Here is a 12,897-nt window from a genome sequence, read left to right as displayed (position 1 = left end):
ATGCACCCCTTCAAAAAGCTTGAATCCACTCTTTTATTTCGTATTCAGTCCAAATCCCATTTACCCAATAAGGATCGGCTTCAACTAATTTTCGCACAGCCGCCTCATCTTCTGCTTCGTAAATTGCAAAAACTTTGCTTAAATCTTTGGTTGGCCCGATCGCAATTAACACTCCCGATTCTTTCTGTTTGGCAAGTCCCGCTAGGTGCGCGTCTCGAAATGGAGCACGTTTTTCGAGGACATCTTCGCAGTAACTTCCCCACATTACATATTTGGTCACGGTTTTGAGCCTTGGATGAATTTATTTGAAATTTATTGTACAATAAGTGTAGCAGGATTTGATAATTTTTTTTAGGATAAGATTGATTGACTACAGAGGGTGCTGAGGGCGCTGAGGAAGAGAGGGGAGAAAGAGAGACGTTTGTTAAATAGGAGGAGATAACTATGACTTTACTAGACCTTCGGCTGCTAACGGTTCAAGAATATGACCGGATGACGGAAATTGGTATTTTTGATGAGGATGAACGGGTAGAATTACTAGCAGGACAGATAGTAAAGATGGCAGCAAAGGGAACAGCACACGGTGCGGCGGTAAAACGAACAGAGAAGCTACTGGAAAACCGTTTGGGAGAGAGGGTTTTGGTGCGACTGCAAGACCCTGTTCGGCTCGATAATTACTCGGAACCTGAACCGGATATTTCTGTAGTTATACCAGATCCACTTTACTATGAAGACCACCATCCAACGCCATCGGAAATTTATCTGATTGTGGAAGTTGCGGATACTACGCTGAGAACGGATTGCGGGATTAAAGCGAAAATTTATGCTGAGTCGGGGATTGCTGATTATTGGGTTTTGGATGTGAATAATCGGCAACTTCATGTTTTTCGAGAACCGAGTCAGGATGGTTATCAAAGTCGGGTGATTCTGGCGGATGATGCGAGTATTTCTCTTTTGCAGTTTCCTGATTTTTATTTTTGTGTACGGGAGATGTTGCGTCCTTTAGTTACAAATTGAATTTCCCGGCGGTTGGAAACCGCGTCTACACAAACAAAACCCACCTCCGTGGGTTGAAGGAAGTTAGCCGTAGGGTGTGTCGCCATCAAAAATCCCTCACTAAATATCGAAAATCTCATGGCGACGCACCCTACAATTAGCTTCTCAAACTAACGCCGAATTTCTCGACTAAAACATCGCGGACTTTTTGTTGGGCTGGTTCGACATCGCTTTCGCTGAGTGTTCGATCGCCCGATCGATAAATCAACCGAAATGCTAAACTACGTTGTCCCGCCGGCACGTTTTCCCCGCGATACTCGTCGAACAATTCCACCGAATCCAGCAAGCTACCCGCCGCCTGCTTCATCGCACTCTGCATCTCAACCACCGCCACCTCAACCGGTGCGAAAAATGCAATGTCCCTGTCGGAAGCCGGGAAACTCGAATAACCAGCGAATTTGCGAGTCGAGTTGTGCGTTAGCGAAGCCCTCGTAGAGGATCGACCTAACTCATCCAACAACACCGCTAAATCTAATTGAAACACATAAACCTGTTCCGGCAAACCCTTTTCCTGCTGCAATTGCGGGTGTAGCTGTCCGAAAACTCCCAACCGTTTCCCGTTTAACGATAGCGCGGCGGTGCGGCCAGGATGCAGGCGCCCATTAGACGAATCGCTTGCATATTCTACAGCCAAACTCAACTGCTGAAACACACTTTCTAGGACACCTTTCGCTTCAAACCAAGTCAAAGGTCGATCGCGCCCAGATTGCTGCCATTTCCATACAGTCGGGTCGCCGCCAATAATCCCCGCTACGGCGTCTGCTTCTTTCTTCGCATCCCCTTCTTTCCAAAAAATGCGTCCGACCTCAAAACCGTTGAGCGCGCCGTTTCCTTGCTCCAAATTGTACTGGAAAGCATCGATCGAACCTGACAGCATTTCTGTCCGCAAAGCCGAATACTCGACAAACAGCGGATTTGCCAACACAACTTGATTATCTCCCTCGGTTTTTACTAAGGAATAGTGCATCAATTCTGTCAAACCGGCCGCCCGAAAAGCCGATCGCACATTCCGTATTTGCGCGTATTCTGGAGATAGATAACCAGGTTCTGTTTCGCTAGGCAAAGTATCGCAGAAATTGTCGTAACCGTGGAGTCTCGCGACTTCTTCGATTAAATCAATTTCCCTTTCTAAATCCCGGTAGCGGTAAGGCGGAACAGTTATCGCAAATACTCGTGCTTTTTCCGTCGCAGCCACTTCGCAGCCCAGGGCTGTGAGGATATTTTTTACTTCCTCCGGTTCCAGATAGGGAGAACCGCCGGTTGCTCCTCTTTTTAACTGTCCTAACACCAAGTTTATGCGATCTAGACGCAATTCGATCGATCGCGAAAAACTCATATCTTCCCCCGAACTCGCCGTTTTCTGCACCGTCGCAGTCCCGCCAGCCAACTGCAAAATTAGGGCAATAGCGCGATCGCACGCCGTCGTTAAAGCTGCCTGATTCACACCCCGTTCGTAGCGGATCGATGCCTCACTCCGCAGGCCTTGGGCGCGGGCAGAACGCCGAATCGTTGCTTGGTCGAAAATGGCAGCTTCTAAGACTAAATTTTGCGTGCCTTCGTGCACTTCCGTGTCTTCGCCACCCATTACCCCAGCTAAGGCTACGGGTTTGTCGCTAGCAGTAATTAACAGGTTTTGAGGTTGCAAATTCCGGTTTTGTCCGTCCAAGGTTTTGAAGGATTCGCCTGGTTTGGCAAAGCGCACGCCGATGCTGATGTCAGAAGTACCGGTGAAAGATTGCAGTCGATCGCGATCGAAAGCGTGCAGCGGTTGTCCCCATTCCAGTAAAATGTAATTAGTAACATCAACCACATTACTAATCGGCCGCACTCCCGCCGCCTGCAACCGCTGTTGTAACCAAGCCGGAGACGGTGCAATTTTTACCCCTGAAATTTCGGTACCAATATAAATCGGGCAGCCTTGCAGTTCCGATATTTCTACTGCCAAATTCGGACTTTTTTCGCCATGAATCGCCACATCATTAGTTGTCGGAATTCTCAAACTTGCGCCAGTTAGTGCCGCCACTTCCCGGGCTACACCCACCATGCTTAAAGCATCTGCACGGTTCGCAGTTGCTGTCAAGTCTAGAATCACATCATCTAAACCTAAAAGCGGACGAATATCGCTGCCTAATTCGGGATTTTCTAGATCAAAGATATGAATTCCTGCTGATTCCTTCAACAATCCCAATTCGGCGAGAGAGCAAATCATTCCTTCCGAAGGAACACCCCGCAATTTAGCAGGTTTAATTTTCAGATCGATCGTCGATAAAAAAGTACCGACAACGGCTACAGGTACATAAATATCCGCCCTCGCATTGGGTGCCCCGCACACAATATTTAAGGGTTCAGGTTTGCCGACATCAACTTGACAAACTCTCAATTTGTCAGCGTTGGGATGTTGTTCGCAGGCGACTATTTTGCCCAATACTACGCCGTCGGCCCATGCACGCCTGTCTTCGATTTCTTCGACTTCAAATCCTGCCATTGTCAGGGTTTCGGCTAATTCTTCCGGGGAACTCGTCACATCGACCAATTCCCGCAGCCAGTTTAGAGAAATACGCATAATTTTGTCAGTAGTTTGTTGTCAGTGCTCGGTAGTTATTCGTCATTAGTCTACGCCGGCGGGCTTCGACTGTGCTGTCCGAGAATTTATTCGGGAAAACTTTTCATACCATACTAATTAAGATTTGTCAAGACTATTGTGGTAGATATCAGCAAAAACGAGCGATCGCCCTTTCGATCGATGTCTGCTGTGGGATGAGTAACATTCTCAATCAGAGAATGAGGTATGCTAGAAACATCTAACAGCGCAAAAAGCACTTAAGTTTAGAAAGACTTTACATAAAAAAGGACAACTTTAGCAAGTCTTTAAACTATCTTCAAGGATAATCTACCGCAAAAACTCACAGCAACGAGATAATTAAAATAGGGAAAAGATATCGGCCTAAAAGACTTAGGTGCAATTCCAATTCGCACGCCGCAGCACGGCCCGCCGGCAACTGATAGAGCTGTATTTCTAGCAGATGCGGTTTAAGGGAATTTGTGCCCTCGAGCGATCGCCAGAGCAAAATCAGAAAAATATAGGCAAACTCAATCAACATGAGCTACTGCGTAAATCCGGGCTGTCCACATCCTCAAAACCCTCCTGACTCTATTCTCCAGTGTCAGACCTGTGGTGCGCGGTTATTGCTGCGCGCTCGCTACCAAGTCATTGAACCTTTAGGACAAGGAGGTTTTGGAGCTACATTTCTGGCAAAAGACATCTCTTTGCCTGGTCAACCGAGTTGCGTAGTCAAGCAACTGCGACCAAGTAGTTCGTCGCCGCGAGTTTTAGAAATGGCGCGGGAATTATTCAAGCGAGAAGCGAAAACCCTCGGCCAACTCGGCGATCACCCGCAAGTGCCGAGGCTGTTAGATTATTTTGAAACCGAACAGCAATTTTACTTAGTTCAAGAGTATGTTAAAGGCTCGACTTTGAAACAAGAAGTCAAACAATCAGGGCGTTTCAATGAATCAGATGTTAAAAATTTTCTATTAGAAATTCTCTCGGTAGTGCAATACGTCCACAGCCAAGGAGTAATTCACAGAGACATTAAACCCGCAAATATTATTCGCCGCGCTCAAGACAATCACTTGGTTCTGATTGATTTCGGAGCGGTTAAAGACCAAGTTAGCCAAACAATATTATTAGACCCCGCCGACCAAAGCGCCAACACGAAATTTTCAGTTGGTACGTTTAGTTTTGCTCCCCCCGAACAAATGGCGCTGCGGCCGATATTTGCCAGCGACATCTACGCCTTGGGCATGACTTGTTTGTATTTGCTGACAGCAAAGTCTCCCAAAGATTTAGATTTTGATGCGGTAACTGGCGAAATTGTTTGGCAGCCCCACGTTCAGGTGAGCCCAAATTTTGCGCGGATTCTTGAGAAAATGCTCAAGCCCATGGTCGGCCATCGCTTTCAATCGACAGGAGATGTCGTCAAAGCTCTGAATGGCGAATTTGAAGACGCAGATCTTTGCAACGGCTTGACAACTCAATTCAACGCAGGTGGCCGCACGGTTGAAGAACCAACGATATTTAATAGTGATGCTACTTCGTTGCCTTCGCCCCAGATGAAAAACGATCGAGATTTGCGATCGAAGCAAAGCATCCGCACTAGAACTTCCTTCAGTCAATCGGGAAATACAGGGATGCAGCCGAGAGTTTCCCGGACTTTGGCTGAGTCTGGCAGAACTTTCGGAACTGCGGCCTTGTCCAATGGCAATTTAGCAGGACAAAAGGTAACGAAAGCGGTTGTAAAGTGGGAAAGTAACAGCTTGCGAGCGGCATATTTTAAAGGTAAACGCGATTTTGCTGACTGCGAACTGTCGGGTTTGCAATTGCCAAAAGCGCAGTTGGCGGGGGGAAATTTTTATCAGGCTAGGTTGGTGAAGGCAAATTTGCAAGCAGCGGATTTGTCGGGGGCGAATTTGGGCCACGCGAGGTTGGTGAAGGCAAATTTGCGATCGGCAAATTTGACTGAAGCTTATTGCAGCACTGCTAATTTTGAAGGTGCGGATTTTCGAGGTGCTGATTTGACGGGCGCTTATTTGAGCAAGGCGAATTTGCGGGGTGCGAATTTGTGCGGCGCGAATCTAACTGACGCTACAGTTACTGAGGAACAACTCGCAAGTGCAAAGACAAATTGGTTGACTACTAAGCCCGATGGTAAGCGGGGTTTTGGATTTTAATAGAAGGAAGAAGGAAGTTCGGCAACGGATTCTGTAGCGGATGTAACGGATGTAACGGATGAAAGTCCGATCGAAGTTGTAAGAAGGAAAGAAGTAAGGAAGAAGGAAAAAGGAATATTTTCCTAATCTCTCTCAATCTCCTCCAATCTTCCCCAATCTCCCCCTCTCCCCCAACTGTCAACTGTCAACTGTCAACTGTCAACTGTCAACTGTTGAACCCTTCCCCCAGTCAGGTGATTCGTCTGGAGGAAGCTCGATCGCCCAAATTCGCCTAAATTAAAAAATAGCAATGGAGGATTCGATCGCACAAAAAATGAAACTGCTCAACCGCCGGACTCGTCCCCTTCTGCACGCCAGCATCCTGGCCCTGGCCTACTTTGTCACCGGAAAACTCGCAGCCTCCGTACTGGGACTGGTAAAAGCCGAAGCCTCCCCCGTGTGGCCACCCGCAGGTATTGCTCTGGCGGCAGTGCTGCTACAAGGGCGACGGATGTGGCCGGGAATTGCCCTCGGTTCGGTACTGTTAAACTCTACCTTCGCCGCGGGTATACCCTCCGCCGTGATTGTGACATCCGCTTTTAGCGTCACCCTGCAAGCACTGGCTGGGGAGGCTGTGCTCGCGCGGATCGGATTTTGTACTAAGCTCGATCGACTGCGAGATGTTCTGGGTTTGGTGGCGGGCGCTGTCATCGGGTCTACTTTGCTCGGTTCTGCACTCGGCAACTTGGGTACGTGCTTTTTTGGTTGGGCTCAGTGGAGCAATTTCTCTCGCAACTGGTGGACTACGTGGCTCGGAGACGGCATGGGAATTTTAATTGTCACGCCAGTGTTGCTGACTTTACACCACGCTATTAAAAGTTTTAAATCTCCCATAAATCCTCCGATTATTACTGACTTTTTATCATTGTTTAACTGGCTAAAGTGCCAATTGCCAGTTGCTAATTATGAATCATCAATTGCTAATTATCAATCGCTAACTGCTCATTATTTAACTATATCAAATAAAGCCAGAAATCGCTATAATATTATATTTTTAATTTCTGATTATTTAGAAGCACTCATTTTATTTGTTCTGCTGTTGAGCGTGAGTTGGCTAGTTTTTTGTTGTAAAACAAAGGGGGCGAGTGCTCTTTATCCGCTGGAATATTTGCCTTTTCCTTTCATAGTTTGGGCTGCCCTGCGGTTTCAACAGCAGGGAGCAATTTTTGCTTATTCGATCGTCTCTTGCATCGCGATTTTGGGAGCTGTGCAGGGAGGCGGCCCGTTTCTGGTCAAAAGCGAAAATTTGCAACAGGCGGTTTTATTTTTACAAGCTTTTACTGCTACGATCGCCATTGTCGCCCTGATGTTGGCTGCTGCTGTCGCTGAACGCCAGCAAGCTCTGGTTGAGGTACACCGAACCGCGGCCATGTTGCGCGACGCTCACGCTAGTTTAGCTAACGCTCAGCGCATCGCTCAATTGGGCAATTGGGATTTAAATTGCGCCGCCGTCGCCACAACTACAAACTGTGCAGAAGCCGCAGCACATCATATATCCAATATCGAATTGCGGTGGTCGGATGAACTTTATCGCCTCTTGGGTTTGGCTCCGGGAACTGTGAAACCAACACCAGAAGTTTTTTTGCAGGCGGTACATCCAGATGATAGAGAATTGGTGGCGCGATCGCAATGTCAAGCGATATTTGAGCGCAAATCCTATTGCATTAACTATCGAATTGTACTCGCCGACGGCTCTGAGCGCACTGTCTGCGAACAGTCGGCAATTAATTCTAACGTCATCGCCGCCACAGTCCAAGACGTTACCGATCGCCACCGCACAGAAGCGGCTTTGCGAACATCCTCGGAGCGCGATCGGTTGCTCTCAGAAATGGCCCTGAGAATTCGCCACTCCCTCGATCTCGAAGCAATTCTCAACACTACTGTTGCCGAAGTCCGGCAATTTTTCAAGGCAGACCGGGTGTTCATCGGTATTATGGACGGAGGCGGGGCAAATTTGGCTAGCCCGGCGCGCGGCAAAGTTGTTGCTGAGTCTGTCGCTGTGGAATGTCCTTCTCTTATAGGATGGGTGCTCGCTGACGAAAGTTTTATCGAAAAGCAGAAAGCTTTTTATGCTAACAACCTCGTCCGAGTAGTCTCCGATACTGCTACGGTGCAAGTCAGCAACATCATTGCCAAATTGTACAGCGACTATCAAATTCGGGCGACCTTAACTGTGCCGATCTTCCTCGGGGAAGAATTGTTCGGGATCTTGGCCGTCAACCAGTGTTCTGGGCCCCGCCAGTGGCAAGAATTTGAAATTGATTTGTTAGAAAAACTGGCTACCCAAGTCGCGATCGCCCTCTCTTCAGCCCAACTTTTGCAGCAAGTAAAAGATCTCAATGCCAACTTGGAATCTCAAGTGGAGGAACGCACCCGCCAATTGCAGCAAAAAATGCACGAACTGCAAGAAAGCAACCGCCTCAAAGATTTATTTTTGCACGCAGTTTCTCACAATCTCCGCACTCCAGTTATGGGAATGTTAATCCTGCTGAAAAATTTGCTCAACAAATCGGCCTCTGACTCTCTAGAGCATATTGCGGTTTCTCGATCGATCTTGAAGCGGATCGTTGAAGCTAGCGAACACCAGTTGAGAATGGTTAATGCCTTACTCGACGCTCACGCTAGCGAAGTTCAAGGTATTGTCCTAAATACAGTACCGCTGCATTTGCAGTCTTTAACTTCCGCAATTGTTGCTGAGTTAGAACCAATGCTGGCAAAAAATCAAGCAACTTTGACTTTGGAAATACCCGCAGATTTGCCACAAGTCAATGCCGACAGCAAACACTTGCAGCGAGTTCTGGAAAATCTCCTAACCAATGCTATCAAGCACAATCATCCGGGAGTCAATATAACTTTTAAAGCCGAGGTAATTGAAGTAGAAAAAGCACTAATTTTTGCAGAAAATGCACAGGTTTTCACGTCCCGAAATAATTTCGTCGCCCGCTGTATCCCTAACCTGTCATCTGCTGCGGGCGATTGCACGGGGATGTTCGACACCCCAAAAAATCAAGAAACCCGGGCCAAATTTCACCTCGACGGCAGTTGCCAACTGCCCCGCTATCAGGGTCAAATTGGGAATACAGGTGGCAAATTGCCCGATGTCACCGTAAAAATGGTTCGCTGCACTGTAACAGACAATGGAGTCGGAATCAGTGCTAGACAGCGGGAATCTCTGTTTGAACTTTACGTTCAAGACCCCAATAGCCGACAATTAACAGGGCTGGGTTTGGGGCTTTACCTCTCCAAGCAAATTATCAAAGCTCACGGCGGCTTCATCGGCGTCGAAACCACTCCCGGAGGTGGCTCGACTTTCTGGTTTTCGCTACCGACTGTCAGTCGATTTTAGATTTTAGATTTTAGATTTTAGATTTTTAATTTACTTCACAGATGAATGTGGGAGGTTTAACTCTTAGTCTAAAATTTTGATTTCTCCACGACAACAGTCGGGCGCTTGTATCCGTTTGAGCGCGGATTCAATTCTGACAATCGCTATTAACCCAATTATTCAATCTTCAATTATTGAGTCTTCAATCTTCAAATCTTCAATGCTTCAATCCAAAATCCAAAATCCAAAATCCTACAGCGGTTCTCAAAAAAAGTGAGGTATGCGGGCAATACCTATGCCCTATGCCCTATGCCCTATGCCCTATGCCCTATTCGTACCTCATGTTAGTGAGAAAGGCTATATGTTTTATCCTGGCCATAAAAAATCAGTTCAGGCGTTAACGGTTTACGAGGTGTGGCGCGATCGCTTCCTGCGAGATCGGCTGAGCCCTGCTGTCCGAATTGCCATCTTTTTTGCCTTCACAATAATTGTCTATCTTCTGGGCGAAGCAATCTTCGCTCCCCGGGAATTTAAAATTGTTTATTTGTACACTAGCGCTGCTATACAATTTGGCTTGCTGACTTGTTTGGTGTTGCAAAAAACCTCGATCGGAAAACGCTATCCCGGTTTACTATTTTTGGGTTTTTCGTGGTCGTTAACAGTCGTTGTACAGCTTGGATTAGCCGCAGCAAAAATCGGAGACTTACCACTTTTAACTTGGAGTTTAGCGTTTCTCACTCAAGCGACACTGATGCCCGTCCGCTGGCGCCTTCACCTGATTTCTCAGCTCGGCGTTTTGTTCTGCCACGTTGGCATAAATTTAATTTTAAATCTAAGTTTTGCTAAGTATACTACTTTTCGGCTGAGCGGGTTTTACTTATATTTGTTTTGGTTTTGTTTGATCTGCGATTTGTCGGTTTATTGGTACGAATGCCTGCAACGGAAAGAGTTTAGTACCAGGCGCGAGTTGGAATCTGCTTACCAGCAGTTGGAAGTGGCTGAAGCGAAGTACCGCAGCATTTTTGAGAATGCCGGCGAGGGAATTTTTCAAAGCACTCCCGAGGGGCGCTACATTACGGCTAATCCAGCTTTGGCGCGGATTTACGGCTGCGATTCCCCCGAAGAAGTGACGGCAAAGTTTACTGATATTGAGCGACAGTTGTATGTCGATCCTGTACGCAGAAATCAGTTTTTGCGATCGATCGAGCAAAGCAACACAGTATCGGATTTTGAGTCGCAAATTTATCGCTCAGACGGCAGTATTGTCTGGATATCGGAGAAAGCGCGGGTGGTACGGGATAGCAGCGGCTCGGTGCTTTATTATGAGGGTTTAATTGAGGATATCACGCAGCGCAAACAGGCCCAAGAATCGCAACGGCTGTTTATTCACGCTCTTTCTCACGACTTGCGAAACCCGGTAGCGGGAATGTTAATGGTGCTGAAAAATTGGAAGACAAAAACGGGGGATTCGATCGCAATTCCCCGTTCTGTTTTGGAGCGGATGATTCAAGGTAGTGAGCAGCAATTGCGGTTAATAAATTCGCTGTTGGAAGTTCATGCTGGGGAATTGCGCGGTTTGGTTCTGCACTGCACAGGAGTAGATTTGAGAGCGCTAGTGAAAGCTTCGGCGGCTGATTTGGAGCCTTTAATCAATGATGCTCAAGCTACTTTTACAAATTTAGTGCCAGATGATTTGCCCGCAGTGAATGCTGACTATACTCAGTTGTGGCGCGTTTTCTCTAATTTAATTTCTAATGCTTTGAAACACAATCTTCCCGGACTAAATTTGAAAATTTTTGCTAAAGTAATCCCTAGGGGAAAAAATATCATAAATCAAAGTGAATCGAAACCAGATATCGATAAATTACCAATGCCCCATTCCCAATTCCCAATTCCCCATTCCCCAAGTATGATTTACTGTACCGTTGAAGATGACGGAGTGGGAATATTGCCGGAACAGTGCGAACATCTTTTTGACCTTTACGTTAGGGGCAATCAATCCAGACACTCCGTCGGTTTGGGTTTGGGCTTATACCTGTGCAGGCAAATTATTGGCGCTCACGGCGGGCAAATTGGGGTAATTAGCAGTCACGGTAAAGGGGCAATTTTTTGGTTTACTTTGCCCCTAGCTGAAAATAGCCGATGATTTTTTTGTATTTTTAACTACATTTGAGCGGGGATAATTTTTTTGTATTTTTAAATACATTTCATTGTTGGGTTTGATTGTATTATATCCGTTTAGCTCGGGTGCAGAAAAATCTGTCGATCGCACTATTGATGTTAATTTCAAGCAGTGGTAAGATCGCCGGAACATTTTCCAATTTTTTTTGTTCGATCTTCATATTTTATTTATAAAAATTATTTAATCTAGAAAATCCCTAAAACTAGAGAACAGAACTGCAATTTATGTTTGCCGAGAACTGCTCAGAAAATACAGATCAAAACGATCCAGCGAGGTACGACTCAGCCAAATATAACGAGCGGTCGTTCTCAACTTTAGTTCGGGCTATCCGTCTTTCTCAAGGTTACTTTTCTTTCGTTTTAGTCCACTGCAACTCCCTGGCTTTGCGGCAGCAAATAGTCGATCGCCTCCAAGCAACTTGCACCCAGAAACCGCAGCAACTGTTTGTGCCAAAATCGGCGACATCTCTCTACACGACAATCGCAGCAGAAGTAGACAGCGCAAAGCCTCCAGCTTTAATGATTCTCGGTTTGGAGTCAGTGGAGTCGATCGATCGATTGCTAAGTTCTACCAATCTAGTATGCAGCGAGTTCAGCAAAAAGTTTTCCTTTCCCATCGTCTTTTGGGTAACAGATGAACTTCTCAGAAAAATCATTCGCACCGCCCCAGATTTATACAATCGGATGACAACAATTAGATTCATTAGTTAGTAGTCATGGGGCATTGGGCATTCGGCATTGGGCATTGGGCATTGGGCATTGGGCATGGGGCATTGGGCATGGGGCATGGGGCATGGGGCATTGGGCATTGGGCAACTGCGATCAAGAATTAGTACGTTCTTAATTGCTGAAACCCTTAATTTTCTTCCTTCTTCCTTCTTCCTTCTTCCTTCTTCCTTCTTCCTTCTTATTTAAATTCCGCTTCCCAAATCCCGACTAATTCCCGCGCCGCCTCAGTACCCTCAGCCGGAAAATCGGGCAAAAAGTCTTTATCCGCCGCCACCTCATAGGGCCCTTCCTTGAACTCCAAAATCACAGTATCCACAACCAAAGCTACCAACGTGTGAATAGTGCCCTCTGGAAGTTCCACAGCGCGAGTGGGCCCGATAGCGCTAACTCGGAACGATCGCAAAATTTGACCGTCTTCGTTCAAAATCAGAATACCCACTTCTCCTTGAATCACGACAAAAAACTCAAAACCGTTAACTTCCGGGGCGCGCAGGTGGCGGTGAGGGCGCACGTAAGTACCCATTTGCAGCACGTTGACAAACCGCTGCACCTTTTCTGACAAATCGTGGAAATTGTAGTTTTGTCGCCCGCGGGGATTGCTGCGAGAGGAAGCTGCAACTTCGTCTAGCAATTCTTGCGTCAAACACTTAATCGGAGAAGGCTGCACAATAGATATCCTGTATTTAATAGTTTTTGAACAAATCGGCTAGGCTGAGATCATCTTTACCAGCATTTCTTGACCAAGAAAATGGGATACAAGCCCCGTCCTTTTAGGACGGCTTTTCTTGATTTCTAATATACTCTTTCAATACTTCTAAGGGTGCGGCACCAACGGA

9 protein-coding genes are annotated in these 12,897 nt (G+C 46.6%); 5 read left to right on the top strand and 4 right to left on the bottom strand.

The genetic code is table 11. From position 1 onward, the window contains the following. Positions 1–10: 10 nt before the first annotated feature. Positions 11–280 (bottom strand): YciI family protein, encoded by a 270-nt coding sequence (locus JGK14_RS23695; RefSeq protein ID WP_293212862.1) that lies wholly within the window; start codon positions 278–280, stop codon positions 11–13. 164 nt (positions 281–444) lie between these two features. Between JGK14_RS23695 and JGK14_RS23690 the strand changes: the two genes are divergently transcribed. Then, positions 445–1,017 carry a Uma2 family endonuclease gene (locus tag JGK14_RS23690; RefSeq protein ID WP_293196498.1) on the top strand — a complete coding sequence of 191 codons (573 nt, stop codon included), beginning with the start codon at positions 445–447 and terminating at the stop codon, positions 1,015–1,017. A 136-nt stretch (positions 1,018–1,153) separates the two neighbouring features. On the opposite strand, the gene pheT is transcribed toward JGK14_RS23690, so the two are convergent. After that, positions 1,154–3,619, bottom strand: coding sequence for a phenylalanine--tRNA ligase subunit beta (gene pheT / locus JGK14_RS23685; protein WP_325315560.1), 2,466 nt, complete (start codon positions 3,617–3,619; stop codon positions 1,154–1,156). Between the two features lie 113 nt (positions 3,620–3,732). Beyond that, positions 3,733–3,876, bottom strand: coding sequence for a hypothetical protein (locus JGK14_RS23680; RefSeq protein WP_293196495.1), 144 nt, complete (start codon positions 3,874–3,876; stop codon positions 3,733–3,735). A 279-nt stretch (positions 3,877–4,155) separates the two neighbouring features. Between JGK14_RS23680 and JGK14_RS23675 the strand changes: the two genes are divergently transcribed. The 4 genes from JGK14_RS23675 to JGK14_RS23660 all read left to right on the top strand — a co-directional run bounded on the left by JGK14_RS23675 (position 4,156) and on the right by JGK14_RS23660 (position 12,043). Continuing rightward, on the top strand, positions 4,156–5,787 hold the full coding sequence (locus tag JGK14_RS23675; RefSeq protein ID WP_293149884.1) for a serine/threonine-protein kinase: 1,632 nt from the start codon (positions 4,156–4,158) through the stop codon (positions 5,785–5,787). A 289-nt stretch (positions 5,788–6,076) separates the two neighbouring features. After that, positions 6,077–9,172 (top strand): sensor histidine kinase, encoded by a 3,096-nt coding sequence (locus JGK14_RS23670; RefSeq protein ID WP_325315559.1) that lies wholly within the window; start codon positions 6,077–6,079, stop codon positions 9,170–9,172. A 295-nt stretch (positions 9,173–9,467) separates the two neighbouring features. After that, positions 9,468–11,297 carry a sensor histidine kinase gene (locus tag JGK14_RS23665; protein ID WP_325315558.1) on the top strand — a complete coding sequence of 610 codons (1,830 nt, stop codon included), beginning with the start codon at positions 9,468–9,470 and terminating at the stop codon, positions 11,295–11,297. A 260-nt stretch (positions 11,298–11,557) separates the two neighbouring features. Next, the gene (locus JGK14_RS23660; protein ID WP_325315557.1) at positions 11,558–12,043 is read left to right on the top strand and encodes a hypothetical protein; all 486 of its coding nucleotides are present in this window, start codon (positions 11,558–11,560) and stop codon (positions 12,041–12,043) included. A 196-nt stretch (positions 12,044–12,239) separates the two neighbouring features. Here JGK14_RS23660 and JGK14_RS23655 read toward each other — a convergent pair whose 3' ends face one another. Then, positions 12,240–12,728: a WbuC family cupin fold metalloprotein gene (locus JGK14_RS23655; RefSeq protein ID WP_325315556.1), complete on the bottom strand. Its 489-nt coding sequence runs from the start codon at positions 12,726–12,728 to the stop codon at positions 12,240–12,242. Positions 12,729–12,897 lie beyond the last annotated feature (169 nt).

The organism is Microcoleus sp. PH2017_28_MFU_U_A, from assembly GCF_020738035.1.
In the GTDB taxonomy this organism is placed as follows: domain Bacteria; phylum Cyanobacteriota; class Cyanobacteriia; order Cyanobacteriales; family Microcoleaceae; genus Microcoleus.
The sequence above is the reverse complement of the archived record's forward strand: the minus strand, read 5'-3'. Positions and strand labels throughout refer to the sequence as shown.